The sequence below is a fragment of the Actinocrinis sp. genome, assembly GCF_035605935.1.
GTDB lineage: Bacteria > Actinomycetota > Actinomycetes > Streptomycetales > Catenulisporaceae > Actinocrinis.
Window position 1 is genome coordinate 1 of the sequence record NZ_DATNGK010000213.1, and the last position, 24,986, is coordinate 24,986.

The 24,986-nt window shown below is 68.6% G+C and carries 23 protein-coding genes; 12 read left to right on the forward strand and 11 right to left on the reverse strand.

Annotation, left to right across the window (positions count from 1 at the left end; genetic code table 11):
- Positions 1–202, forward strand: a 202-nt coding sequence (locus VN779_RS16940; protein ID WP_325724392.1) for a hypothetical protein, incomplete at its 5' end; no start/stop codon positions are given.
- A 351-nt stretch (positions 203–553) separates the two neighbouring features.
- On the opposite strand, the gene VN779_RS16945 is transcribed toward VN779_RS16940, so the two are convergent.
- The 7 genes from VN779_RS16945 to VN779_RS16975 all read right to left on the reverse strand — a co-directional run bounded on the left by VN779_RS16945 (position 554) and on the right by VN779_RS16975 (position 8,419).
- Entirely contained in the window at positions 554–1,561 is a 1,008-nt protein-coding gene (locus VN779_RS16945) for an SDR family oxidoreductase (RefSeq protein ID WP_325724394.1), read from the reverse strand.
- A 58-nt stretch (positions 1,562–1,619) separates the two neighbouring features.
- Positions 1,620–3,347, reverse strand: coding sequence for a GMC family oxidoreductase (locus VN779_RS16950; RefSeq protein ID WP_325724396.1), 1,728 nt, complete (start codon positions 3,345–3,347; stop codon positions 1,620–1,622).
- A 16-nt stretch (positions 3,348–3,363) separates the two neighbouring features.
- A complete protein-coding gene (locus tag VN779_RS16955) occupies positions 3,364–4,047 on the reverse strand; it encodes a gluconate 2-dehydrogenase subunit 3 family protein (protein ID WP_325724398.1) in 684 nt (227 codons plus the stop codon).
- Positions 4,044–4,487: a hypothetical protein gene (locus VN779_RS16960; protein ID WP_414639694.1), complete on the reverse strand. Its 444-nt coding sequence runs from the start codon at positions 4,485–4,487 to the stop codon at positions 4,044–4,046. The genes VN779_RS16955 and VN779_RS16960 overlap by 4 nt, the downstream gene beginning before the upstream one ends.
- A gap of 250 nt (positions 4,488–4,737) precedes the next feature.
- Positions 4,738–6,561 (reverse strand): thiamine pyrophosphate-requiring protein, encoded by a 1,824-nt coding sequence (locus VN779_RS16965; RefSeq protein ID WP_325724402.1) that lies wholly within the window; start codon positions 6,559–6,561, stop codon positions 4,738–4,740.
- A 121-nt stretch (positions 6,562–6,682) separates the two neighbouring features.
- Positions 6,683–7,555, reverse strand: a complete 873-nt coding sequence (locus VN779_RS16970; protein WP_325724404.1) for a DMT family transporter — start codon at positions 7,553–7,555, stop codon at positions 6,683–6,685.
- Positions 7,556–7,651: 96 nt separating this feature from the next.
- The gene (locus VN779_RS16975; protein WP_325724406.1) at positions 7,652–8,419 is read right to left on the reverse strand and encodes a SigB/SigF/SigG family RNA polymerase sigma factor; all 768 of its coding nucleotides are present in this window, start codon (positions 8,417–8,419) and stop codon (positions 7,652–7,654) included.
- Between the two features lie 279 nt (positions 8,420–8,698).
- On the opposite strand from VN779_RS16975, the gene VN779_RS16980 reads away from it, so the two are divergent.
- Both VN779_RS16980 and VN779_RS16985 read left to right on the forward strand, forming a co-directional pair.
- Positions 8,699–9,157, forward strand: a complete 459-nt coding sequence (locus VN779_RS16980) for an SPW repeat protein (protein ID WP_325724408.1) — start codon at positions 8,699–8,701, stop codon at positions 9,155–9,157.
- A 10-nt stretch (positions 9,158–9,167) separates the two neighbouring features.
- On the forward strand, positions 9,168–9,419 hold the full coding sequence (locus tag VN779_RS16985; protein WP_325724409.1) for a hypothetical protein: 252 nt from the start codon (positions 9,168–9,170) through the stop codon (positions 9,417–9,419).
- A 176-nt stretch (positions 9,420–9,595) separates the two neighbouring features.
- Here VN779_RS16985 and VN779_RS16990 read toward each other — a convergent pair whose 3' ends face one another.
- Complete coding sequence (locus VN779_RS16990) at positions 9,596–10,369, reverse strand: polysaccharide deacetylase family protein (protein WP_325724411.1); 774 nt, start codon at positions 10,367–10,369, stop codon at positions 9,596–9,598.
- Between the two features lie 96 nt (positions 10,370–10,465).
- Here VN779_RS16990 and VN779_RS16995 point away from each other — a divergent pair, with 96 nt between their 5' ends.
- The 7 genes from VN779_RS16995 to VN779_RS17025 all read left to right on the forward strand — a co-directional run bounded on the left by VN779_RS16995 (position 10,466) and on the right by VN779_RS17025 (position 19,651).
- Positions 10,466–11,593: an MGDG synthase family glycosyltransferase gene (locus VN779_RS16995; protein WP_325724413.1), complete on the forward strand. Its 1,128-nt coding sequence runs from the start codon at positions 10,466–10,468 to the stop codon at positions 11,591–11,593.
- A gap of 188 nt (positions 11,594–11,781) precedes the next feature.
- Entirely contained in the window at positions 11,782–12,648 is an 867-nt protein-coding gene (locus VN779_RS17000; RefSeq protein WP_325724415.1) for an SDR family NAD(P)-dependent oxidoreductase, read from the forward strand.
- A 50-nt stretch (positions 12,649–12,698) separates the two neighbouring features.
- A complete protein-coding gene (locus tag VN779_RS17005) occupies positions 12,699–13,118 on the forward strand; it encodes a DUF3040 domain-containing protein (RefSeq protein WP_325724417.1) in 420 nt (139 codons plus the stop codon).
- Positions 13,119–13,148: 30 nt separating this feature from the next.
- A complete protein-coding gene (locus VN779_RS17010; RefSeq protein ID WP_325724419.1) occupies positions 13,149–16,124 on the forward strand; it encodes an FAD-binding and (Fe-S)-binding domain-containing protein in 2,976 nt (991 codons plus the stop codon).
- Positions 16,125–16,142: 18 nt separating this feature from the next.
- Positions 16,143–18,017 carry a thiamine pyrophosphate-dependent enzyme gene (locus tag VN779_RS17015; RefSeq protein WP_325724421.1) on the forward strand — a complete coding sequence of 625 codons (1,875 nt, stop codon included), beginning with the start codon at positions 16,143–16,145 and terminating at the stop codon, positions 18,015–18,017.
- A gap of 47 nt (positions 18,018–18,064) precedes the next feature.
- Positions 18,065–19,069, forward strand: a complete 1,005-nt coding sequence (locus tag VN779_RS17020) for a YoaK family protein (RefSeq protein ID WP_325724447.1) — start codon at positions 18,065–18,067, stop codon at positions 19,067–19,069.
- Between the two features lie 180 nt (positions 19,070–19,249).
- Positions 19,250–19,651: a lipopolysaccharide assembly protein LapA domain-containing protein gene (locus VN779_RS17025; protein ID WP_325724423.1), complete on the forward strand. Its 402-nt coding sequence runs from the start codon at positions 19,250–19,252 to the stop codon at positions 19,649–19,651.
- Positions 19,652–19,661: 10 nt separating this feature from the next.
- Here the strand turns inward: VN779_RS17025 and VN779_RS17030 are convergent, their stop codons facing one another.
- On the reverse strand, positions 19,662–21,434 hold the full coding sequence (locus VN779_RS17030; RefSeq protein ID WP_325724425.1) for a glycoside hydrolase family 15 protein: 1,773 nt from the start codon (positions 21,432–21,434) through the stop codon (positions 19,662–19,664).
- A gap of 162 nt (positions 21,435–21,596) precedes the next feature.
- Between VN779_RS17030 and VN779_RS17035 the strand changes: the two genes are divergently transcribed.
- Positions 21,597–22,121, forward strand: coding sequence for a MarR family winged helix-turn-helix transcriptional regulator (locus tag VN779_RS17035; protein ID WP_325724427.1), 525 nt, complete (start codon positions 21,597–21,599; stop codon positions 22,119–22,121).
- A 28-nt stretch (positions 22,122–22,149) separates the two neighbouring features.
- Here VN779_RS17035 and ctaD read toward each other — a convergent pair whose 3' ends face one another.
- A complete protein-coding gene (gene ctaD, locus VN779_RS17040; RefSeq protein WP_325724429.1) occupies positions 22,150–23,877 on the reverse strand; it encodes a cytochrome c oxidase subunit I in 1,728 nt (575 codons plus the stop codon).
- Positions 23,878–24,000: 123 nt separating this feature from the next.
- Between ctaD and VN779_RS17045 the strand changes: the two genes are divergently transcribed.
- Positions 24,001–24,402, forward strand: a complete 402-nt coding sequence (locus tag VN779_RS17045; RefSeq protein ID WP_325724431.1) for a CopD family protein — start codon at positions 24,001–24,003, stop codon at positions 24,400–24,402.
- A 14-nt stretch (positions 24,403–24,416) separates the two neighbouring features.
- Here VN779_RS17045 and VN779_RS17050 read toward each other — a convergent pair whose 3' ends face one another.
- On the reverse strand, positions 24,417–24,917 hold the full coding sequence (locus VN779_RS17050) for a MarR family winged helix-turn-helix transcriptional regulator (protein WP_325724433.1): 501 nt from the start codon (positions 24,915–24,917) through the stop codon (positions 24,417–24,419).
- Positions 24,918–24,986: the final 69 nt, after the last annotated feature.

The following is a 24,986-nucleotide window of genomic DNA, read 5'->3' on the forward strand; positions in this document are numbered from 1 at the left end:
GATCGCGGCCATCAGTGATCCACCGACATCACAGAGCGACAAGTTCACGAAGTTCTTCCTGGAGATGTCCACCTGGGACGGACAGAACTTCCTGCGTTCGGCGAAGACCTTCACGTGGGAAGAGGCAGTCAAGCGAGCCGAGTGGTTCCACAACCTTTCCTGGGAGGACGCGGAACGCCGCTGGGCCCGCTTGAAGATGTGAGCGACACCAGCTGGGCGCCCGCGAACGCGGTAGCGACGCAGCCGTCTACCATCTCCGCTCTGCGGTTCTTGTGATCGAACACCGCCATGCCCTCCATCGAGAGCGCGTGCAGCAAGTCGACCGCCACGGCAAGCTTGTGCACGATCGGCGCGCGGGCGCTGCCGACCACCACCGCCTGAAGGCAGTGGCGCGCGCCCAGAACCCGGGCGACCAGCCTGGCCCGGGGGTCCGCCGGATGCGCGCAGGTCAATTTGATCAGCGCGCCCGGCGCCACCAGCAGCGTTGCCCCGTAGGCGAACCGGGTCAACGGCAACGCGGTCAACGAGACCCCGCGACTCTCCGTCTTCTGCATCAGTGCTTCGTGGTCCGGGTCAATACCCCGAGCACGCCCAGCCCCGCCGCCGCCGCGCCGACGCCCGCCAGGCGCGCGTGCCGGGAGACCCAAACCTGCGGATCGCGGTTGTGCGAGCGCTGGTCGAACTCGCCGTGTGCACCGAAGTCGTGGCCGCTGTCACCGTCAGCGGGCTCCCACAGGTTCTCCGGCCGATTCGCGGCGGCCTTCTGCTCCGTCTGCTGCGAGTCGAACCCGGTCTTGGCGAGATAGCGGTCCAGCAGCCCGGAGAAGAACTTCTCCGCGGTGATGGTCAGCGCCGTCGAGAAGCCCACGTAGTACTGCTTGCGCTGCGGATGATCCGCCGCGAAGGCCACTGCACGGGCGGCGACCTCCGGCTGGTAGATCGGCGGCACCGGCTGCGGGTGGTTCGGCATCCGGGAGAGCACCCAGGAGAACTGCGGGGTGTTCACCGCCGGCATCTGCACTACCGTCAGCTTCACGTTGCTGCGCTTGTGCATCAGCTCCGTGCGAATGGACGACGCGACACCGTTGACCGCGTGCTTCGCGCCGCAATACGCCGACTGCAACGGGATCGAACGCGACCCGAGCGCCGAGCCGACCTGCACGATGACGCCGTGATCGCGCGGCTCCATCTTGCTCAGCGCGGCTCGCAGCCCGTTGACAGAGCCCAGATACGTCACCTCGGTCACCCGGCGGAACTCCTCCGGTTTGATCTCGGTGAAGGGCGCGAACACAGACGTGAACGCGACGTTGACCCACACGTCGATCGGGCCGTACTCCGCCTCGACCTGGTCCGCCGCGGCTCGCACCTGCTCGTGGTCGGCCACGTCGGTCGGCAGCACCAGCGCCTTGCCGCCCAGCTGCTCGACCTCGCGCGCCGCCGCCTCAAGACCGGTGCGCCCGCGGGCGACCAGGCCGATGCGCGCGCCGCGCTTGGCGAACTCGCGCGCCGTCGCCCGGCCGATCCCGCCACTAGCGCCGGTGATGACAACGGTCTGACTCACTGTCTCATCCTCCGTTCGTCGGAACGCGTTCGTCGAATCGCTTCTGTCCCGCCGGCCGTCACGTCGCCGCACGCTGCGGCGCGCGCACGCCGCCGCGGGCGCCCTCGGCCAGCAGATGAGCCGCGCGGTCGACCACCGCCATGATGGTCAGCGCCGGGTTCGCAGATCCCTGAGTCGGGAACACACTCCCGTCCGTGATCAACAGATTCGGGATCGAGAAGCTGCGCAGGCTCGCATCGACCACGCCCTCCTGCGCGGTGCGGCCCATCCGCGCGCCGCCGACCAGGTGCGCGAACCGCTGGATGGTCATCACCTCGGCGGCCCCGGCCGCGTGCAGGATCTCCTCCATCTTCGCCTGAGCGGCCTGCATCAACGCATGGTCGTTGTCGCACATGCTGTACGACATGTTCACCACCGGCAGGCCGTAACGATCCTTCTGCTCCGCCAACGTCACCCGGTTCTGCGGCAGGGGCAGGAATTCGCACAGCGCGCCGAGCGTGGCCCAGTGCACGTAATCGCTCATGTACGTACGCAGATCCTCACCCCAGTGCCCCTGCGCCGAGACGTGCTCGGCCCAGGTGATCGGCAGCGGTGAGACGTTCTGGATCGAGAAACCGCGCTTGTACTCCTTCAACGGATCCGTCTCGTAGAACTCCTCGCTGCTCACTTCCGGTGGTGGCGCCTTGTACATGCGCACCTCTTCGGCGAAGCGGCCCGCGGTCTGCGGCGCGCCCTGCACCATCAAGTACCGGCCGACGAGGTCATACTCGTTGCACAACCCGTTCGGGTGCCGCGCGGTCGCCGAATTGAGCAGCAGCCGCGGGGTTTCCAGCGAATATCCGGCCACCGCGACCATGCGCGCGGCCTGGAAGTGCTCACGTCCGCGCAAGAAGTAGTGCACGCCGGTCGCGTACCGGCCGTCCTGGTCCGTCGCGATCCTGCTGACCATCGCGTCGGAACGGATCTCGGCGCCGTGCGCGAGCGCGTCTGGCACGTGCGTGATCAGCGGCGATGCCTTGGCGTTCACCTTGCAGCCCTGCAAGCAGAACCCGCGGTAGATGCAGTGCGGCCGATTGCCGAAGCGGCCGTTGGAGATCGCCACCGGGCCGACCCGGGCCTGAATGCCGAGCGCCGCCGCGCCGCGCAGGAAGATCTCGCCGTTGCCGCCGACCGGATGCGGTGAATGAGGGTACGAATGCGGATCGCCCCACGGCCAACGCTGGCCGGCCACCGGCAGTTCGCGCTCGATCCGCTCGTAGTAAGGTCGCACCTCGTCATAGCTCAGCGGCCAGTCGAATCCGACCCCATCCAGCGAATGGGTGTGGAAGTCGGAAGGGTGCAAGCGCGGGGCGTACCCGGCGAAGTGCACCATCGAGCCGCCGACGCCGCGCCCGGAGTTGTTCGAGCCCAGCGGCACCGGATCAGAACCCGAAATCACCCGCGGCTCGGTCCAGTACAGGTGGTGCGAGCCCGCCTCGTCGCTGACCCAGTGCGCGTCCGGATCCCAGAACGGCCCGGCCTCGAGCACGACCACCGACCAGCCCGCGCGGGCCATCCGCTGCGCCAGCGTCGCCCCACCCGCGCCGCAGCCGACGATCACCAGGTCGACCTCGTCGCCGTCCTCGTGCCGCCGCATGTTCTCGATCAGCTGCTTGTTGAATCGGGTGCCGTCGTTCGGCAGCAGCCACGCCGACTGGTTACGCGACCGCACCCCGCCGCGCAGCACAGCACTCTTGACCGCCTGCGCGGCAGTGCTGAGTCCAGTGCCCGTGGATCCCGCGCTCATCGTGACGCCCTACTGTTCATCGTTGGATACCGGCCTCGGGGTCTTCCTCGGGATGCCGGTCGGGGACCTCCCAGGGCTCGCGCATGTCGACACCCATCCGCATGTAGCCGCGCGGATACGCCGGACCGCCGAAACCGATCTCGTTCCAGGCCCACGGATGCGAGTAGAACGCAGTACACGCATACCGGGTCCACAGGCTCCAGACGTGGCCGGCCGGCATGCCGTGCCACGGTTTGCTGTCCAGGCCCTGCACGGTGCGGATGATGTCGGCCTGCTCCTCGCGGCTCAGATTGGCGAAGCAGACCCCTTCATCACCGGCCGCTTCGCGCGCGTCCTGGTCGAGCCCGGCCAGCGACCTGCGCCATGCCTCGCCGTCTTCGGGCATGTCCTCGTAACGCCAGCCGTCGGTCTGCGCCTCAGCCAGGCGCGCGTCGACCATCTGCAGCACCGGCACCCTCGGTTCTTCCCACTGCGCCAGCAGGTGGTCGAAGAGAGCCGCCGCGGCAGCCTCCTCGGCCGGGTCGAAGAACCGTAGATCCGGTTGCAGGCCGAGCCGTTCCAGCACGACGCCGGAAGTCGTCGCGTCCCAGGTGTGCGCTTCCTGGATGACGTCAAAGCCGGGGAAACGCTCGTTGCGGCCGCCGCCGGGCACTCGCGCCCGCTCGGCGGCCCGCAACTCGCGTCTTGTTACCCGGCTCATCGCTCCCGCCGCAGCACCGAGGCCACCAGGCCCATCCCGCCGACCATCGTGACCAACAGCGGGGCGAACAGCGGCGGCCCGAGCTCGATGTTGTAGCGGGCCATCGACCAACCGCCCGGCTTCTGCGCGATGCCGCGCACGTGCAAATACGTGCCCTGCAACCCGTTCGCCACGATCATCCCCGAGGCGATCGGCAGCACGGTGCGCGCCGCCTTGGCGTCGTAGAAACCGGCCACGCCAGCCGCCACGCCGATCGGACCGAGCGCCACCGGCCACCACATCATCTTGTTGCCGAAGCTGGCCCGGTCGTGCTCCAGATAGATCTCCGCCGCGGTGATCAGCGAGCCGGCCGCGGTCAGCAGCGAAAGCGTGCGCTCGAACCGGCCGTGCCGCACATTCCACAGCAACCGCCCGGCGAGACCGGCCGCTTCACTGCGCAGCGCCCCGTCACGACCCGGCGCAACCGCGGCCGTCTTGGCCGCGGTCTTGATCGCGGCGGCCGCGGCCTTCACCGCGGTCACCGCCTCGGCGGCGTCAGTCGCCAGATCAGCAGGCTTCTTCGACCCGGCAACCTTGCCCGGCCGAATCCTCGGATGAACCAACAGGCTCATCTTCCCTCCGCCCTTCCGCCCACGGATTTCTTCGTCGTCCTGCTTTTCCTTGTCGCGACCTTCGTCGTCGCGTCCTGCGTCACTGGCCTTCCTCGGCGCCCGGCCGGTCGTCCCGATCCCGGCCACCCGGCAGGAATTCCTGGATCTTCGCCTTCACGCCCTGCCGCACCATGCCCGCGCGGTCCGGGTCGCCGTGGATCATCGCGGTCGCGGCCGCCTCGATCTGGTCCAGCGTCGCGTGCGGCGGGATCGGCGGCACGGCCGGATCAGTGCAGAAGTCGATGACGAACGGCCGGTCCGAGGCCAGCGCCTGCTGCCAGGCGGCCTCCACCTGGTCCGGCTTCTCCACCCGCACCCCGCCGAGCCCGACCATCCTGGCGAAGTCGGCGTAGTGCACGTCAGGGATCGACTGCGAAGGCACGAACTGCGGCGCGCCCTCCATGGCCCGCATCTCCCAGGTCACCTGGTTCAGGTCCTGGTTGTTGAGCACCGCCACGATCAGCCGCGGGTCGCTCCACTGCTCCCAGTACTTAGCAGCCGTGATCAGCTCCGCCATGCCGTTCATCTGCATCGCGCCGTCGCCGACCAGCGCGATCACCGGCCGGTCGGGGTGCGCGAACTTCGCGCCGATCGCGTACGGCACGCCGGGGCCCATCGTCGCCAGGGTTCCGGAGAGCGAACCGCGCATCTGGCCGCGCATGCGGATGTGCCGCGCGTACCAGTTCGCCGCGGAACCCGAGTCGCTGGTCAGGATCGCGTCCTGAGGCAGCAGCCGGTCGACCGCGTGCACGACGTACTCGGGGTTAATCGGCTCGGCGTCCACGGCGGCGCGCCGCTGCATTACCTCCCACCACCGTGCGACGTTCTGCTCCACCGTCTCCCGCCAGCCGCGATTTTCCTTGGCGCGCAGCAGCGGCAGCAGTCGGGTGAGCGTGCGCTCCGCGTCCCCGACCAGGTTCACTTCGAAGGGGTAACGCAGGCCGATCATCGACGGATCGATGTCGATCTGTACCGCCCGCGCCTGATCGAACTTCGGCAGGAACTGTGAGTACGGGAAGCTCGAGCCGACCACCAGCAGCGTGTCGCAGTCGCGCATCAGCTCATACGACGGTCGGGTGCCGAGCAGGCCGATCGAGCCGGTGACGTACGGCAGTTCGTCGGACAGCGAGTCCTTGCCAAGCAGCGCCTTAGCCACGCCCGCGCCGAGTAGGTCGGCAACCTGCTCCACCTGCGCCCTGGCCCCACGCGCACCCTGCCCGGCCAGAATCGCGACCTTCTCGCCGGCATTGAGGATGTCGGCCGCGCGCTGCAGATCCTCGTCATCCGGGATCGGCGCGAAGCGGCTCATGCCCTTGCTCGAGGGCACCATCTTGAACGCGTGCTCCGGCGGCTCGTATTCGAGCTCTTGCACATCGGCCGGGATGATCAGCGCGGTCACCGTGTGCCTGGCGTAGGCGATGCGCATGGCCCGGTCGAGCACGTTGGGCAGCTGCTGCGGGACGGTGACCATCTCGCAGTACTCTGAGGCCACGTCCTTGTACAGGCTCAGCAGGTCGACTTCCTGCTGGTACGACCCGCCCATTGCGCTGCGGTTGGTCTGGCCCACGATCGCGACGACCGGCACGTGGTCGAGCTTCGCGTCGTACAGGCCGTTGAGCAGGTGGATCGCGCCGGGACCCGAGGTCGCCGCGCACACGCCCACCTTTCCGGAGAACTTCGCGTACCCGACCGCCTCAAAGGCCGCCATCTCCTCGTGGCGGGCCTGCACGAACATCGGGTCGTTGTCGGCTCTGCCCCACGCGGCAAGCATCCCGTTGATGCCGTCACCCGCGTAGGCGAAGACATGGTCGACGCCCCACTCGCGCAAGCGGCTGAGGATGTAGTCGGAAACCTTCTCGGCCATCTGGATCAAACACTCCCTCCGACGATCTGCGACCGACCCGTATTGCCCGGGTCCGGTGGATTCATTCACAACAGCAACGGTCAGGCGATGCGCGCCGGCCGTTCGCTCGTGGAGGCTGCGGCTACAGACGGTCGCGGCCCGCCTGCGGGGATGAGACCGGGTTCGCCGCCAGCAGGATCGCGCCCCACAGCATCAGAGCGATCCCAGCCACCTCTAGCACGATCCAACCGTCGAGTCTGATCCGCTCGCCGAACATCGCCACGCCGAGCGCTGTGCTGGCGACCGGATCGCTGATGGTCAGGGCCGGCTGGGTGACGGCGAGTGTCGCGCTCTGCAACGCGTATTGCAGTAGCAGCAGGCTGCCGACGCCGGCGGCCGCCATCGCGTATAGCTGCCAGGAGGCGAAGACCCCTGCGAACCCGTTCGCGGCCTTCTCGGTCGCCGCCTTCATCAGCGCGGCGGTCAGCGCGAAGCCGACGCCCGAGGCGATGCCGAGCAGCGCGCCGCGGGCCGGTCCGCGCCTCCAGCGCGCGGCCGCGATCAAGCTGCCGATCAGCACGCCTACCGCCGCCACAGCCACCATCCAGGCCACCGCGCTCGGCGAGGTGTTGCCCGGCGTCGGCGCCGCGCCGATCAGCAGCAGCGCCAGCCCGCCGGTCAGCGCCGCGATCGCCAGCCACGCCTGCCGGCCGAGCGGGTTGTGTGACAGCCGCGAGGCGATGAGCAGGGTGAACGGCAGCTCCGCGGACAGCAACGGCTGCACGAGCGAGAGTCCGCCGAGGTACAGCCCGGTCGCCTGCAGGATGAATGCGGCGACCAGGCAGCCGATCCCGGCCAGCCACACCCGACGACGAATCAGCTCGCTGATGAGTGCGCGGCGCTGCCGCGGCTCGGAGGGGGTACGCCTGGCTGCGCGCCGCTGCAGCACGGAGGCCATCGCATTGGCGGCCGCGGCGAGCAACGCCGCGGGGATGGCGATGAGTTCCGATGTCACAGCGCGCTTTTCGTCCTCGGCACGACGCCCCTACTCTCCGGAATCCGCCGGTTGACACCGCGGCGCTCAGCCCCGCACCCGTCAGTCCCGCACCCGCTAACACAGCGCCGCACGCAGGCGCCCGAGGACCGACGCGAGCAACCGCGAGATGTGCATCTGTGAATAACCGAGCCGCGCCCCGATTTCCCGCTGCGTCATGCCCTGGAAGAAATGCATCATCAAGATGCTCCGGTCCCGCTCGTTCAGCGCCGCGATCAGCGGTTTGAGCGCAGTACGGTCGACAACCGCCTCCAGTCGCTCGTCCTCGCCGCCGAGCAGGTCGACCAGGCTCGGGCTGCCGGGCTCCGCGCGCAACGGCCGGTCCAGCGACGCGACCGTGTAACTGTCCATCGCCACCAGCGCCTCGGTGATCAATTCCGCGGGCACCGCGATCCGCGCGGCGATCTCCTCGACCTTCGGCGACCTGGCCAGCTCTCGGGTCATCCGCTCGGCGCAGGCGCGCACGGTTCGGGTCAGTTCCTGCATCGAGCGCGGTACATGGACGTCCCAGGTGGCGTCGCGGAAATACTTCTTGATCTCACCGAGGATGACCGGCGTCGCGTACCCGAGAAAGGCGGTCCCGCGCTCCGGGTCGAAGTTGTCCACCGCCTTGACCAGCGCGAGGTACGCCACCTGCACGAAGTCCTCGGTCAGTTCGCCGCGGCCGCCATAGCGCAGCGCGATGTGCCGCGCGTACGTCAGGTGGTCCTCGATCAGCGCGGCGCGCAATGCGGCATGCTGCGGATCGTCGCCGCGCAGGGACCTGAGCAGGCGGAACCGACGCATCGTCGTTGCCCGCTGCTCGGCACGCTCGGATTCGGTCATGGTGCTCACGCTAGTGAGCTAGAGCCGATAGCTGCACTATGCAAATGTAGTGCAGGGCAATAAAGCGCAACCGCTGCTAACAGCGCTTTTCAGGCCCACTATCCGCCGCCACGAGGCCGCGCAGATCGTTCGAACGGGCGATGCCGCCGTGACCGGCGCGCGACTGAGCGTGAAAAGTTGCCTAGAGCAAGGTTTGCCGGGGCCGCGCGGTGGAGAAAGCAAGGGGCGCACGGCACTCGAGATCACGGCAAGATCAAGCAACCACAGGAGGTGGCTGTGATGGTGGCACAGAATCCGCGGATCGAGGAACATCCGGATCTGATGGCGCTGCGCGCCGATTCCGAGCGCGCCGCGGTCCGCCCGGCGGCGCAGGCGGTCGAGTGCCTGAGCCTGCTGGCGGCGCTGTACCTGGCGGCCTCGCCCTGGATCGTCGGTTTCAACGCGACGTTCCGCAACCTCGCGATCAACGACCTGATCCTCGGCGTCGCCCTGGCGGTGTTCGCGCTCGGCTACGGCGCCGCCTACGAGCGGACGCACGGCATGGCCTGGGCCGCTGCCCTCGTCGGCGTGTGGACCATCATCGCGCCGTGGGTCATCTCCGGCCGGCCCGCTACTTCGGGCTCGGAGGTGAGCAACGTGATCGCCGGAGCCGTGGTGGTCCTGATGGCGCTGGCGACCATCGCCCAGGGCACGATGCGCGGCTCGTCCCGCGTGATGTCCCGCACGACGCTGCGCTGAGCCGGCCGCGATGCGTCCGCTCGGCTACGCCGTCTCCCTGATCGCCGTCGACTGCGACGATGAGGTCAAGGGCGGCGTACCGCTGGCCGAACTGCGCCTGCCCAGCCTCGAGACGGGGCTGGCGCGGGCGTGGCTCGACCGCAACCGGTACTACCGCATCTTCGCGGTGCCGGGAGACGTGCAGGCACCAGGCCGTCCGGAGTTCGTAGTCGGCGTGACGCCTACCGAATACCGCGACGTCATGGCGAGTGTTTCCGCGTGAGGTGACGAAGGAGGCCGCCGCTCGGCGCTCAAAGCTCCGGGCGGCGGCATTTTCGTGCCAGCCTCGGTCAGAGCGGGCACATCGCCTGCACGGCCCCATTCTGTGGATGAATCGGCCGGTTGCGGGTAGAGCCGCCGCGCGCGCTTACCGCCTTGGGATGGGACGGTGGGGATATGTCACGATTCGGTGCCGTCTGCGTGCGCGACCCCGGGCGCTCGGCCGAAGCGCGGGATTCCATGCGCCGCGAGCGGGCCGACCTTGAGCCCGGCGGCCCGGCAGGCGTCCACCACCAGCGGCAGCGCCCCGAGCGTCGCGCGCCACGAGCCCGGCGCGCTGGTGCGATCGCTATCGTGCAGCAGCAGCGTCGCGCCGCCGCGCAGGTCGGGCAGCAGCGTCTCGTACACGGACCGCGGCGTGGCTTGCGGCGTCCAGTCTTTTCCCCAGGCAGACCAGAGCACGGTGCGCAGGCCGCAGCGCGCGGCGGCCGCCCAGCGCCCGCCGGTCAGGATCCCGTAGGGCGGCCGATACCAACGCGGCTGGCAGCCGGCCGCGACCTCGACGGTTTCCAGCGTGCGCCGGATCTCCGACAGCTCGCGGGGATCGCATGGCAGCCAGGGGCGGCGATGCGTCCAGCCGTGCACACCGAGTTCGTGGCCTCGGTCGGCGATCTCGCGGGTCAACGCCTGGTGCCGCGCCGCGTGCTCGCCGAGCAGGAAGAACGTGGCGCGCGCGCCGAGCCGGTCAAGCTCGTCGAGGAAGGCGGGAGTGCTGGCCGGGTCCGGTCCGTCGTCGAAAGTCAGCGCCACATGGCCGTCCGCACCGAGTCCGGCCAGCGCGGGCAGCAGCGTGCGGCGCACCGGGGGCAGCCAGGTTCCGGCGGGCAGCACGTGACCGGTGAGGGCGAGCACTCCGGCCGCGCGCAACCGCGTGGCCAGCTTGTGGTCAACCATCGAACTCCCGTCGGCTGCGAAAGACTGCGACACGCAACGCATTACCCGGCCACCGCGCAGGTCACGCAACGGTTGGGCCGAAAGGAGCGCACTGCGATGGACCGGGTGCTGATCATCGACGCCGATATGGGGGCCGGGCACGCGGCTGTAGCGGCCGAACTGGCCGCACGACTGCGCGAGCGAGGGCACGAGGCGCGTCGCGTGGATGTGCTCGACCTGCTGCCTTCGGGCGTGGGCTCGGCGCTGCGCGGCTTCTATCGCGCCGCGGTACGCCGCGCGCCATGGCTTTATGACGGCATCTACGCGGCGTTCTTCCGCTCCGAGCACGGCCCGGAGAGCACGGCGCTGGCCGCGCTGGCCGCACGTAGGCTCTCCGAAACAGTGGACGAATATCGGCCGAACGTCATCGTGCCCGTATTCCACTTGGCCGCGCAGGTCACTGGCCGTATGCGAGCTCTGGGTGAACTTTCCGTGGCGACAGCGGTCATGGTCACCGACTTCGCGGTACACCGGCAGTGGCTGCATCCCGGCAACGACGTGTACCTATGCATCAGCGCCGATGCGGCCGAACAAGTACGTGCCCGAATCGGACGGCCGGCGTACGCGCCAGGCCCGATCGTGCCGGAGAAATTCCGCCAGGCGGCCGTGACCGAGGAAAATCGGTGGGTCAGGGTGCTGCGTCACGTCGGTGAGGAAAGGATCCCCGTCCTCATTTCGACCGGATCGTGGGGCGTCGCGCGCGGCCTGCCGGAGACCACCGATGCCTTGTACCGCAACGGATATCTGCCCGTCGTGCTCTGCGGCCGCGACCAACGTATCCAGGCGCAGATGGAGCATCTTCCGGGGGTGCTCTCGTGCGGCTGGGTCGAGGATATCGAGGCTCTGATGGTCGCCGCCGCAGTGCTCATCGACAACGCGGCAGGCCAAACCGCCGTCCAGGCGCTCGCCGCCGGACTGCCTGTGGTCGGCTATCGGCCTATCGCAGGACACGGACGTGAAGGTGTACTGCGTATGGCGCACCTAGGCGTCAGTGCATATGCCGGGAGCCATGCCGAGCTACTCGACTCTCTCGCGTGGTTGACCCGGCCAGGCGAAAAGCGCGACCGGCAGGTGCGCGCAGGCCGCGCCCTGTTCGCCGGGAATGCCGCCGAGGAGATCCATCGGCTTGCCGGAAAGGCCTCGGCCGAGGGGCCGGCCGCCGAAACGGCGGTGCATAGGAAATGAACTCGATCCGGGCTGAGCGCTGCGCATGTTTGCGCCCACCGTAGCTGGCTAAACGCACGCGCCCGCGGGATGAAATTAATCAACAGCGCACGAATCTGCCGCGTACGAAACGGATGCGCGCACCTCTCACTTCCCGGGGCATAGCCGAGCCGGCTTCACGGGCTCGGCCGAGCGATCGGAGAGAAGGCATGGCTCATTTCCTGTGGTCGGGCCAGACTGCGGCCAGCCCGCCGGCCGTGCGCGGCGAACTGCGGCGGACCGTGATCCGCTCGCGGGCGGACCGCACCCCGACCACCCAGACCGCGCTCACGCATCGCGTGGCCCTGGTCACCGGCGCGTCCTCCGGTATCGGCGCGGCGCTCGCGCAACGCCTCGCCGAGCAGCGGCGCTGGCGACTGCTGATCAGCGGCCGGGACCAGGCGCAGCTCAGCCACATCGCCAAACGCACCGGCGCGCTGGCGCTGCGAGCCGACCTGTCCGCCCCGGGCGGTGGCGAAAACCTCGCACAGAGCGCCCTCGGCATGGCCGGCCGGGTGGATCTGCTGGTGGCGTCGGCCGGCGTCGGCTGGTGCGGGCCGTTCGAGACCATGCCGCTGGCCAGCATCGACGAGATCGTCACCGTGGACCTGGTCGCCGTCATGCACCTGGTCCGGCTGCTGCTCCCGCACATGATCGCGCGCGGCCGAGGCCACGTCGTGCTGGTCGGTTCGGTCGCGGGCTGCGCCGCGGTGGCTCAGGAGGCGGTGTACTCGGCGGCCAAGGCGGGGCTCAGCGCCTTCGCGGAGAGCCTGCGGTTCGAGCTGGCGGGCACGGGAGTCAGGGTGACGCTCGTCGTGCCCGGCGTCGTCGATACGCCGTTCTTCGAGCGCCGCGGAGTGCCCTACCTGCGCACTTATCCCCGACCTATCCCGGCAATGCGCGTCGCGGACGCGACGATCGACGCGATCCGACGCGGCCGCGCCGAGGTGTACGTCCCGCGTTGGATGGGCGTGCCAGGCCGGGTGCGCGGCGTCGCGCCGAAGCTGTACCGCGCCCTCGCCGCGCGATTCGGCTGAACTCCTTCCGGTCCCGGTCAGAGGATCATGCGTAGAGCAACGTTTGCACAGTGCAAATCCGGGCACTGGCGTGGGGTGCGGACGGTGCACGGATCTCGACAGTGCCGCGCTGCTTCGCCCTAAGCCGTCCGCACGCCAACAACCTGCCGAAACCAGCTACTTCCAACGGCTCGCCCGCGGTGGAGGTCCAGATGCTGACCGACTGGGAGCGGCGTCAGCTCGCCGAGATCGAACAAGGCCTGAACGAGGACTTCCGGCTGGGCCGCCGCATCGGCCGGCTGATCGGCTCGATCGCGCCGTGGGCGGCGACCAGCGTGGTGACCTTCCTCGGCTGCCTGATCGTGCTCGTGGCCATCGGTGCCTGGCACATCGCCATCGTGCTCGCGGCGGTCTACGGGCTCGTCGCGATCGGCCATCCCAGGCGCCGCGACCACACCGGCGCCGGGCCGCATCGTCCCGCTCGCGGCTGAACCGCACCAGCTCAGAACGGAGGTAGCGACGTGCTCCTGAAATCCCGCACCCAGTATCCGCGCACTCCGAAGCCACCGCAGTACGCCGCGGATCTGGCGCACGAGCTGCGCCGCGCGATCCGCGGCGAGGTCCGCTTCACGCCCGGCGACCGCGCGCTCTACGGCTTCGACGCCTCCATCTACCGGCAACTGCCCGTGGGCGTCGTCGTGCCAAAAGACGCCGACGACGTCGCGGCGGCGCTGGAGGTCTGCCGCCGCTACCGCGCGCCGATTTTCGGCCGAGGCTGCGGCACCGGCCTGGCCGGGCAGACCGTGAACGCCGCAGTGTGCTTCGACTTCTCGAAATACATGGACGAGATCGTCGAACTGGACCCGCACCGCCGGCTCGCCCGCGTACAACCCGGCGTCATCTGCACCACCCTGCGCAACCGGGCCGAGCAGCACGGCCTGACCTTCGGCCCCGACCCGGCCACCATGGACCACGCCACGCTCGGCGGAATGGTCGGCAACAACTCCTGCGGCACGCACTCGGTGATGGCAGGCAAGACCGTCGACAACATCGACGCGCTCGACATCCTCACCTACGACGGCACCCGCATGCGCGTCGGCGCGACCAGCGACGAAGATCTCGAACGCATCATCGCGCTCGGCGGCCGCCGCGGCGCTATCTACGAGGGCTTACGGCACATCCGCGACACCTACGCGGACATCATCCGCAGCGGCCTGCCCGACATTCCGCGCCGCGTCTCCGGCTACAACCTCGACCAGCTGCTGCCGGAGAACGGCTTCAACGTGGCCCGCGCACTCGTCGGCACCGAATCCACCTGCGCGCTCACGCTTTTGGCCGACTGCCGACTTGTTCCCTCGCCGCCTAAGCGCGCACTCGTCGTGCTCGGCTACCCGGACATTCCCAGCTCGGGGGACGACGCCGCTTGGCTGGTCGAGACCGGCGCCATCGGCGTCGAGTTCACCAGCCGCAAGGTCGTCGAGAACATGGGCGCCAAGCACATCCTGCACGGCGAGACCAAGCTGCTGCCCGATGGCGAGGCCTGGGTCCTCGTCGAATTCGGCGGGCAGACCCAAGAAGAGGCGAATGAGCAGGCTGAGAAGCTGAAGCGGCAGCTGGACCGGCGGCCCACCGCGCCGAACCACCGCCTCTACGAAGACCCGGACGAGCAGAGCGCGGTGTGGAACATCCGCAAGCACTCGGCAGGCACCACCCGCATGCCGGTCGGCCTCGGCGGCAATCCGGGCTGGCCGAACTGGGAGGACGCCGCGGTGCCGCCGGAACGGCTCGGCGACTACCTGCGCGCCTACCTCAAACTGCTGGACAAGCGCGGCTACGAGGGTGTGCTCTTCGGCCACTGGGGCCAGGGCTGCGTGCACTGCCGAGTCGACTTCGACCTGCGCACCAAGGGCGGCATCCGCAACTTCCGCCGCTTCATGGAGGACGCCGCGGACATCGTGGTCTCCTTCGGCGGCTCGCTCTCCGGGGAACACGGCGACGGACACGGCCGCGCCGAGCTGTGGCCGAAGATGTTCCCGCCGCGGCTGATGGAGGCCTTCGAGGCGTTCAAGCGGGTCTGGGACCCCGACAACCGGATGAACCCGCACAAGCTGATCGACCCGTACCCGCTGGACACCCATCTGCGCGAGGGAACCGAGTACTCGCCGCGCAAGCTGCGCACCGTCTTCAACTATCCCGAGGACGGCGGCGACTTCACCAACGCGGTCGGCCGCTGCTTCGGAGTCGGCACCTGCCGGCACATCGAGGGCGGCGTGATGTGTCCGAGCTTCATGGTCACCCGCGAGGAGAAGCACTCGACCCGCGGCCGATCCCGGCTGCTGCAAGAGATGGCCGACGCGTCAGGGTCCGTAGACGGCAAATGGCGCAGCGAGGAAGTCAAGGAAGCGCTGGACCTGTGCCTGGCGTGCAAGGGCTGCAAGGGCGATTGCCCGGTGAAGGTGGACGTGGCCACATACAAGGCAGAGTTCTTGCACCATCACTACGCCGGAAAGCTGCGCCCGCGCCAGGCATACGCGCTGGGGCTGATCAACGTCTGGGCACGGGCCGCGGCGCACGCACCGGGCCTCGCCAACGCCGCTACGCACGCGCCTGTCATCAGCACCCTGCTTAAGAAGTCCGCCGGAATCGCCGTGAACCGTGACGCGCCACGTTTCGCGAAACGCACCTTCGCCTCCTGGTTCGCCGAGCACAAGCCCAGGTACCCGGACGGCCCGCAAGTGCTGCTGTGGCCGGACACTTTCACCAACTACCTCGAACCGCGCGCCGGCATCGCAGCGGTCGAAGTCCTCGAATCCACGGGATTCAGGGTCCGCATTCCCGATCAGCCGCTCTGCTGCGGCCGCCCGCTCTACGACTACGGAATGCTCACCCTCGCCCGCAAGTATCTGCGCCGGATCCTCGACGCGCTCGGCCCGGACATCGACGCCGGCGTTCCGCTGGTAGGCATTGAACCCAGCTGCCTGGCCGTGTTCCGCGACGAGCTGACCAACCTCTATCCGTCCGATGCCCGCGCACAGCGGCTCGCCGCGCAGAGCCTCACCCTCGCCGAATTCCTCAACACCCGGACCGCGAACTGGACGCCGCCGCGACTGGAACGCGACGCGCTCGTACAGACGCACTGCCACCAGCACGCGGTCATGGGGTTCGAGGCCGACAAGAAACTCATGGCGGCGATGGGCCTGCGGGTCCAGATGGCCGATCCTGGCTGCTGCGGCATGGCCGGCAGTTTCGGATACGAAGCCGGCGAGAAGTACGAGGTGTCGATGGCGGCCGGCGAGCGCGTGCTGCTTCCAGCGGTGCGCGAGGCGGCTGAGCGCACCCTCATCGTCGCGGACGGATTCAGCTGCCGCAGCCAGATTCGCGCCGGCAGCCCGCGCGAAGGCCTGCACCTCGCCGAGTTGCTGGCCATGGCGATCCGCGAAGGCCAGGCCGGCCCGCCTTCCGGCGCGCCCGAACACAGCGTCCCAGCCGCAACCTGAGAAGGGAGGTTGGCCGCCATGGCCGACCAGCTGACCGCATCCGACGTCCTCGTCCAGCGGCTTGTGGGCTGGGGCGTCGAGGTAGTCTTCGGCCTGCCCGGAGACGGTATCAACGGCTTCATGGAGGCGCTGCGTAAGCAGGCTGACAAGATCCGCTACATCCACGTCCGGCACGAAGAGGTGGCCGCGATGGCCGCGGTCGGCTACGCCAAGTTCACCGGCTGCCTCGGCGTCTGCTTCTCCACCTCGGGACCCGGCGCCGCACACCTGCTCAACGGGCTGCTCGACTCGCGCACCGAGCAGGCCCCGCTGCTCGCGATCACCGGCATGTCGTACCACGATCTGATCGGCACGAGCTACCTCCAGGACGTCAACACCGACTACATGTTCAACGACGTCACGGTCTACAACCAGCGCATCATGGGGCCCTCGCACGTCACCAACGCCTTGGACTACGCCGTACGCACCGCGCTGTGCGAGCGCGGCCCGGCGCACCTGGCCTTCCCCATCGATTACCAGGCCATGCCCGCCGAGAGCGACAGCCGCTACATGCGCAACGTCCCCGGCCACACCACGACCAACTGGCGTCCGCCGGTGCGGGTGCCACAGCGTCAGGACCTTGAGGCCGCGGCGCAGGTGCTCGCCGGACGGCAGAAGGTGGCGATTCTCGCCGGAGCCGGGGCGCGCGGTGCCGGGGCCGAACTTGAGGCGGTCGCCGAGAAACTGGGCGCCCCGATCATCAAGGCGCAGCTCGGCAAGGACTGCGTACCCGATGACAGCCCGCACACCACCGGCCCGATCGCGCTGGTCGGTTCGCGCCCCTCCGAAGAAGCCCTGGAGGAGTGCGACGCGCTGCTGATCGTCGGATCGACGATGCCTTATATCGAGTACTATCCGAGCCCTGGCCAGGCGGTCTGCGTGCAGATCGACGACAAGCCAGACCGCCTCGGGCTGCGATACCCGGTCGACGTCGGCCTGGCCGGTGACGCCCGCGCCACGCTCGCGGAACTGCTGCCGCTGCTGGCGCGCAACGAGAACCGCGAGTTCCTGGCCAAGGCTCAGGACGGCATGCGCGAGTGGTGGAAACTGGTCGAGGAACGCGGCACCAGCCCGGACAAGCCGATGAAGCCGCAGGTACCCGCTTGGGCGCTGAACGCCGCGCTCGCCGACGACGCCATTGTGTGCGGCGACTCCGGCACGGTCACCACTTGGGCGGCCCGGCAGATCAAGCTGCGGCGCGGTCAGCAGTTCAGCTTCTCCGGGACCAATTGCTCCATGGCCGCCGGCCTGCCGTACGCGATCGGCGCGCAGACCGCGTTCCCCGAGCGGCAGGTGGTGGTCTTCACCGGCGACGGTTCGCTGACTATGCAGCTCGGCGATTTCCTCACCGCGGTGCAGCACAAACTGCCGATCAAGATCATCGTGGTGCGCAACGACACGCTCGGGCTGATCAAGTGGGAGCAGATGGTCTTCCTCGGCAATCCCGAGTTCGGCGTGCAGTTCGCGCCGCTGGACTTCGTGAAGTTCGCCGAGGCCTGCGGCGCGAAGGGGGTGCGCATCGAGGATCCGGCGCGCTGCGCCGATCAGATGAAGCAGGCCCTGGCGATGGACGGCCCGGTCATTGTGGAGTGCGTCGTCGACCCGCATGAGCCACCGATTCCGGCCAAGGTCAAGAAGGACCAGGTCAAGAAGCTGGCGACGGCGCTGCGCAACGGAACGCCGAACCGCAACCGGATCGCGCTGCAAATGGTCAAGGACATGCTCGACGAATCCTCCTTCGACGCCAGTCCCGGCCACTTCATCCCCGGCAAGCTCGGCGAGGCGATCTCCGGCGTCGTCGGCAAGCTGCGCGATAGTGCTGATGCCGAGCATCACGACGAAGATGCCTCATAGGAGTTACGGACCGGCATGACTGGAGGCTTACGTTGCAGCCGGTGCGCATGGTCGCGCTCACGATCGGCGCCGCCGCGACGGACGCACTGAGCTACCTGGGCCTCGGCCATGTCTTTCCGGCGAACATGACCGGCAACACGGTTCTGCTCGGTCTTGGTGTCGCGACTGGCGACTACGCGGGTGCCTATCGGTCGAGTACCGCGCTTGGCGCGTACGTTATCGCCGCGCTCTGCTTCGGGGTCTTGACGGCCACAGGCTCGTCTGCGTGGCGGCTGCGGCTCGGCGTCGCCGTGGAATTCTGTTTCCTGCTCTCGGCGGCGATTTGGTGGCTGACCCTGAACGGCCCTCCGCGGGCTGGAGCCGTCTATGGGCTCATCGTGCTCGCCGGCGCCTCGATGGGTCTTCAGAGCTCGGTCGCGCGCAAGCTCAACCTCCCGGGCGTCACAACGACGTACATCACCGGCACCTGGACCGCGCTGGCGAACGCACTGGGCCGTCGGCTGCGCCTGCGCAGAAAAGACCCGAATGAACCAACGGAGCAGTATGCGCAGCTCACCGTCGTGACCACGTACGTGCTGGCCGCGCTGCTCACCTCAGCGGCATATGTGGCCTGGCACGCTTACGCGGCGTTGATCCCGGCGGGCGCGCTCGCGGTCGTGCTCGGCATGCCGAATCAGAATGAACCCGGACAAGATGGGTACGCGCGGGCTTCCGGCTCAAGGTCTGGAGACGGGGCTGAAAAAAGCCAGCAGACGAGCGAAGGAGGCGATCTCATGAGCCAGTGGTCGGACGAAATCCAGAAGGCCGAGCAGCTTGCCAAGGACCACCCGCAGCAGGCTGACCAGGCCATGCAGAAGGGCGAGCAGTTCGCCGAGCAGGAGACCGGTCACCGCTTCGACCAGCAGATCGGCGCGGCGGGCGACCAGGTCCAGCAGCGCTACGGCGGCGGCCAGCAGGACCCGCAGCAGGGCCAGGGCCAGCAGGATCCGCAGAACCAGGGCCAGGACCAGCAGCAGGGTCAGGACCAACCGCAGGACCAGGGCCAGCAGTAACGCCCTGAGCAACGAACGCCGGGTCCGCCTTCGTGCGCAGTTCTCCTCGAAGGCGGACCCGGCGCCTGCTTATCCGTATCGGCATTCCGACGCACACAAACCCGATTCGCGGGTATCAGTGCCGATAAGTGCAGGATGGGACGAACAGTCGCCAGGTGCGGCGGCGGGCAGGAGCCGGCGATGACGAACCCTGAGCAAGGCGACCAGATCCAGGCGGCCACGCCGCCCGGCGAGCCCCCGACCTCGCGGCCGCCGGCCGCCAGGCGGGTGCGACCCAGCCGTCTCGGCGGCCTCTGGATCGCGCTGACATCGGGCGCGGTGGTGCTGCTCCTACTGCTGATTTTCATCCTGGAGAACAACCAAGAGGTGGGGATCGCCTACTTCGGCGCGCATGGCCACCTTCCGCTCGGCGTGGCGCTGCTGCTCGCCGCCATCCTCGGCATCCTGCTCGTCGTCATCCCCGGCGGCGGCCGCATGCTCCAACTGCGCATGGCCGCGCGTCGCAACGCTCGCAGGGCACAGACGCGCCCGCCGCAGCCGACCCCGCCTGCTCCCGCGCCGACCGACCCCTCCGTGCCCTGATCCCGCCGTCCTAGTCGTCCGTCAGGCCGTCCGTCTGCTCGGCGATGCGCGCCGCGGTCTCGATCATCAGCGCGTGCACGAACGCCTGCGGGAGGTTGCCGCGCAGCTGTCGCTGCCGCACGTCGTACTCCTCCGAGAACAGGCCGGTCGCGCTGCACGCCGTCCGGTTGCGCTCGAACCAGCGGACCGCTTCCAGCTTGCGGCCCTGCTGAAGCTGCGCGAGCGCGGTGATGAAGCCGCAGAGCACGAATGAGCCCTCGGCCTCCTCAAGACTGCGCTCGTCGTGGCGGAAGCGGTAAGCGAAGTGATCCTCCGTCAGTTCCGCCACATACGCGTCCAGTGTCTGCACCGTCCGCGGATCGTCGGCGGGAACCGCGCCACGCAGCGGGGGGATCAGGAGCGCGCCGTCAAGCCGGTCATCACCGGGCGAGCGCCGCCAGCGGCCTTCGGGATGCAACGCCTTCTTCGAGGTGTCGGCCACGATCTGATCCGCCAGGCTCGTCCAATCGACGGCGTGCACCGTCGTCGCGGCCACCTTGAGCCCGGCGATGGCGCGCAGCCCGGCCGCGCAGGTCAGCCGGCTGTGCGTCCACGCGCGATCCTCCAACTCCCAAATGCCCGCGTCCGGCTCCCGCCAGCGCTGCTTGATCGCATTCGCGGCGACCTGCGCGGCCCGCCAGCCGTCCGTGTCGAGCCGGTCGTGCCGCGCCGCGGCGGCGAACAGCAGCAGCGCTTCGCCGAACGCGTCGAGCTGGAACTGCTTGGTCACCCAGTTGCCGACCAGGTCGTAGCCGCCGGGATAGCCGGGCAGGTCAAGCCGGTGCTGGTCAGGGATACGCTCGCCTCGCCCGGTATACGCGGGCGTCAGATGAGGGCCGTCATCGAGCAGCCGCTCCGTGACGAAGCGCACGGCGTCATCCAGCAGCGGGTGCGGGCCGGCCGCCGCGATCGACTGGCCGATGTAGCACTGGTCGCGGATCCATACATATCGATAGTCGTAGTTGCGACCCTCTTCGGCGCGCTCCGGCAGGCTCGTCGTGGCGGAGGCCACGGTCCCGCCGCCCGAGGTGGTCAGCCCGCGCAGCACCGCGTACGAAAGCCGCGCGTCCGGCGCCGCGATCGTGTTCTCCAGAGCCGGGACCTGATCAGCCCACGCCCGCTCAGTCGTGGTCCAGGCGTCCTGCGGGTCGACCGGCTCCCCGAGCGGCCCGTCGCAGATCTCCAAGACGAGGTCGTGGCACTCGCCGTGCGGCACGGTCAGGTCCAAGGTCAGCCGATGCGACCGCGAGCCGCCGTCGTGCTTCGCCCTCGCGGCCCCGCTCCAGCGGAACCGCAGGGCGCCCGCTTGCGCGGTCCACCTGCCGTGCTCGTCCTTCGCCAGCCGCCGAGCCCGATCCGCGCCGAAACCGGCGGCCGGCTCGAAAATGATCCGCACCTGCGCGTCGCCGCCCTCGGCCATCACGCGGCGCAGCAGCACGGCCTTGTGCGCGTCGCCCGGGAAGGCCAGTGCCTCGCGGCACTCGATGATGCCGTCCTGGGTGACCCAACGGCTGCGCCAGATCAGCGCGTTGTCCTCGTAGTAGCCACCCCAGACGAATCGCTGCTTCGGAGTGACCGAGTACGCGCCCTCGCCGCCGATCAGCGTGGAGAACACGGCGTCGGAGTCCCAATATGGAGCGCACATCCAGGCAACCTCGCCGTGCGGGCCGATCAACGCGCCGCGCTCGCCGTCAGCGATCAGGGCGTAATCGCGCAGCGTGGTCGGGGAGAACGGGTCATTCATCGAAACCGCCGGTCAGGTCCGTCCGCCATGGGCCTTGCATTGCCCCGCTTCTGTCAAGTTATTCACGACGGCAAGAGTTGCGCTGCACAAGGTTCAGTCCACCGTGTGGCGATTGGGCGCAGGATATGGTCCGGCGGCGGCTCGGCCGGTAGAAATGTGCGTATGCATGCAACCCGTGAGCCGCGCGTCTCAGCGCCCGATGATGTCCCGTCGGATCCAGCCAGACCGGCGGACGCCGCTGCCGAGGAGCTGGTCGGCGCGCTGCTGACCGCCTCCCGGCTTTTCGTGGCCATCGCCACCCGTTCGTTGGCCGCGGTCGACGGCTCGCTCACGGTCCCGCAGTTGCGGATGTTGGTCGTGCTCGACACGCATGGCCCGAGCAGCCTCGTGCGGCTGGCTGAGCGGCTGGGCGTCAACTCGTCGAACGCATTGCGCATGGTCGAACGGCTTTCGGCCGCCGACATGATCGAGAAGGCCGCGAATCCGAACAGCCGGCGTGAGGTGCGGCTGGGCCTGACAGCTCGCGGTCGGCGGGTAGTGCGCGAGGTCACTGAGGCACGCCGCGTCGAGATCGGCCGGATCGTGGCGCAGATGCCGCTGGAGCGGCGGGCCGATCTGGTCTCAGCGTTGCGCGCGTTCACCGACGCCGCGGGGGAGCCGACCGCCGAGGTGCCCGGCTGGCACTGACGGCCAGCGCTGCCACCACCCGATCCAGTCAATCTCCCCGCTTGTGCTCCGCTTCGAAGCCGCCGACATCCTTCGGCTTGCGCAAGCCGCGCTCGATCTCGCGGCGCACGATGGCCGGATGGTGCAGGTCGAAGGCCGGGGCCTCGGAACGGATGCGGGGCAGCGCGGTGAAGTTATGCCGCGGCGGCGGGCACGATGTCGCCCACTCCAGCGAGCGGCCCCAGCCCCACGGATCGTCCACGGTCACCCGCCGGCCGGTCTTCGCGGTCTTATAGACGTTGTAGAGGAAGGGGAATGTGGAAAGCCCCAGCAGATACGAGCCGATGGTGGAGATCGTGTTCAGCGTCGTCCAGCCGCTGGAGGCGCTGTAGTCCGCGTACCGGCGCGGCATGCCGCTCGCGCCGAGCCAGTGCTGGATCAGGAACGTCATGTGGAAGCCGACGAACAGCGTCCAGAAGTGGATCTTCCCGAGCCGTTCGTCGAGCATCTTCCCGGTCCACTTGGGCCACCAGAAGTAGAACCCGGCGAACATCGCGAACACCACGGTGCCGAACAGCACGTAGTGGAAGTGGGCGACCACGAAGTACGAGTCCTGAAGCTGGAAATCCAGCGGCGGCGAGGCGAGGATCACGCCGGTCAATCCGCCGAACAGGAAGGTGACCAGGAATCCGACCGCCCAGAGCAGCGGCGTGTCGAATGACAGCGAGCCGTGCCACATCGTGCCGATCCAGTTGAAGAACTTCACCCCGGTCGGCACCGCGATCAGATAGGTCATCAGCGAGAAGAAGGGCAGCATCACGGCGCCGGTGGTGAACATGTGGTGCGCCCACACGGTCGCGGACAGTCCGGTGATCGCCATCGTGGCGAAGACGAGCCCGCTGTAGCCGAAGATCGGCTTTCGGCTGAAGACCGGGAAGATCTCGGTGACGATGCCGAAGAACGGCAGCGCCACGATGTACACCTCGGGATGCCCGAAGAACCAGAACAGGTGCTGCCAGAGGATCGGGCCGCCGGTGGTCGCGTCGAAGATGTGCGCCCCGAGCCGCCGGTCCGCCTCGAGGGCGAAGAGCGCAGCCGCGAGCACCGGGAAGGCCAGCAGTACCAGCACCGAGGTGAACAGGGTGTTCCAGACGAAGATCGGCATCCGGAACATCGTCATCCCCGGCGCCCGCATCGTGATGATCGTGGTGATGAAGTTGACCGCGCCGAGGATGGTGCCGAACCCGGCCATGGCCAGGCCCATGATCCACAGGTCGCCGCCGACGCCGGGGGAGTGCACTTTGCTGTTGAGCGGGGCGTAGGCGAACCATCCGAAGTCTGCCGCGCCGTCTGGCGTGAGGAAGCCGCTGACCGAGATGAGCGAGCCGAACAGGAACAGCCAGTACGACAGCGCGTTCAGTCGCGGCAGCGCGACGTCCGGTGCGCCGATCTGCAGCGGCATGATCGCGTTCGCGAACCCGGCGAACAGCGGAGTCGCGAAGAACAGCAGCATGATCGTGCCGTGCATCGTGAAGGTCTGGTTGTACTGCTCAGGCGTCAGGAGTTGCAGGCCGGGGCGGGCAAGTTCGGTTCGCAGCAGCAAGGCGAGCAGACCGCCGAATCCGAAGTAGATGGCCGCGGTGGTCATGTACAGGTAGCCGATGGTCTTGTGGTTCGTCGTGGTGATGACCTTGACGAACTGTGCCCCGGGCTTGCGATCGGTGCGGCCGGCCGGAGCCGAGGGAGTACCGGAAAGCGGAGCGTGGACTGTGGTCATCGGGCGGCGCCTACGGTGTCGAGCGGGTCTGGGCGCGACGGTATTGCCCAGCCGCAAACCATTCATGCCGGAATTACTCGACCAGGGTGAAGGCCGCGCAAACCCGGACCGTACGCTGTGGATGTGCTCGCGGTCTCCTGGGATTCGGTTCGGCTTTTCCTGCACGTGCTCGCGGCGACGATCTGGGTCGGCGGACAGTTGACGCTCGCGGCGCTGGTTCCGGTGCTGCGGGGGGTCGGCAGTCAGGTTCCGGCGAGCGCGGCACGCCGGTTCAACCAGGTCGCCTGGCCGGCCTTCGCAGTGCTCGTGGCCACCGGGATCTGGAACGTCATCGCCGAGCGCGACAAGGTCAGCGGCGCCTACGAGAACACGCTGATGTTGAAGATCACGCTGGTCGTCGTCTCCGGCGTGACGGCCTTTCTGCACGCGCGCGCTCGAAGCGCCGCAGGCTTGGCGATTTTCGGTGCGCTCACCGGTCTGAGCGCTCTCGGTGCGCTCTTCGTCGGAATCCTGCTGGCCGGCTGACGAGCCAAACGGACCTACGAGTCCCCATCCTCGGCGTCGAACCACCAGTCACGCTCGGGCAGTTCACCGGCCGCGCTACTAAAGTTCTGCAGCGCCGAGGTGACGTGGCCATACACCTCCGGCGCAATCGCATCGACATAGTGCGCGAGTTCCGCGCGGCGGCACGTGGTCAGGTCTCGCACGAGGCTTTGTCCGCTCGTGGTCAGGCTGAGCCGGACTTCTCGACGATTCGAAGCGGTGCGGTAACGTCGGATCAGGCCTTTACGCACCAAGCGATCGCACATACGCGTCGCGGTGGAGGGCGCCACGCCGAGGTCGGCGGCGATGTCGGTAACGCGCTGCGGGCCGCGGGAAGCGAGCACGATCAGCGCGCGGGATTGCGGCAGCGTCACGTCCGGGTCGAGCTCGGCTAGCGTGCGGCCCGCGAGCGCGACCATGGCACGGCTGGCGAGCAGAAGCGACTCGATGATCTCGTCGCGAGAGAGCGTGGTCGCGGCCTCGGTATCTCCATGCACTCTGCAATCATTGCACCAGCTAAGCCTTCCCGCTCGGCTTGCCGGGCTGCCGTGTTGACAGAAAGACTT

Excerpts from the sequence above, each read along its gene's own strand:
- VN779_RS16990 (WP_325724411.1), bottom strand. The coding sequence starts at position 10,369 with ATGGTTGACCACAAGCTGGCCACGCGGTTGCGCGCGGCCGGAGTGCTC.
- VN779_RS16985 (WP_325724409.1), top strand. The coding sequence starts at position 9,168 with ATGCGTCCGCTCGGCTACGCCGTCTCCCTGATCGCCGTCGACTGCGAC.
- VN779_RS16950 (WP_325724396.1), bottom strand. The coding sequence starts at position 3,347 with ATGAGCGCGGGATCCACGGGCACTGGACTCAGCACTGCCGCGCAGGCG.
- VN779_RS17025 (WP_325724423.1), top strand. The coding sequence starts at position 19,250 with ATGACGAACCCTGAGCAAGGCGACCAGATCCAGGCGGCCACGCCGCCC.
- VN779_RS16955 (WP_325724398.1), bottom strand. The coding sequence starts at position 4,047 with ATGAGCCGGGTAACAAGACGCGAGTTGCGGGCCGCCGAGCGGGCGCGA.
- VN779_RS16995 (WP_325724413.1), top strand. The coding sequence starts at position 10,466 with ATGGACCGGGTGCTGATCATCGACGCCGATATGGGGGCCGGGCACGCG.
- VN779_RS16965 (WP_325724402.1), bottom strand. The coding sequence starts at position 6,561 with ATGGCCGAGAAGGTTTCCGACTACATCCTCAGCCGCTTGCGCGAGTGG.
- VN779_RS16980 (WP_325724408.1), top strand. The coding sequence starts at position 8,699 with ATGGTGGCACAGAATCCGCGGATCGAGGAACATCCGGATCTGATGGCG.
- VN779_RS17030 (WP_325724425.1), bottom strand. The coding sequence starts at position 21,434 with ATGAATGACCCGTTCTCCCCGACCACGCTGCGCGATTACGCCCTGATC.
- VN779_RS17015 (WP_325724421.1), top strand. The coding sequence starts at position 16,143 with ATGGCCGACCAGCTGACCGCATCCGACGTCCTCGTCCAGCGGCTTGTG.
- VN779_RS17020 (WP_325724447.1), top strand. The coding sequence starts at position 18,065 with ATGGTCGCGCTCACGATCGGCGCCGCCGCGACGGACGCACTGAGCTAC.
- VN779_RS17035 (WP_325724427.1), top strand. The coding sequence starts at position 21,597 with ATGCATGCAACCCGTGAGCCGCGCGTCTCAGCGCCCGATGATGTCCCG.
- VN779_RS16975 (WP_325724406.1), bottom strand. The coding sequence starts at position 8,419 with ATGACCGAATCCGAGCGTGCCGAGCAGCGGGCAACGACGATGCGTCGG.
- ctaD (WP_325724429.1), bottom strand. The coding sequence starts at position 23,877 with ATGACCACAGTCCACGCTCCGCTTTCCGGTACTCCCTCGGCTCCGGCC.
- VN779_RS17000 (WP_325724415.1), top strand. The coding sequence starts at position 11,782 with ATGGCTCATTTCCTGTGGTCGGGCCAGACTGCGGCCAGCCCGCCGGCC.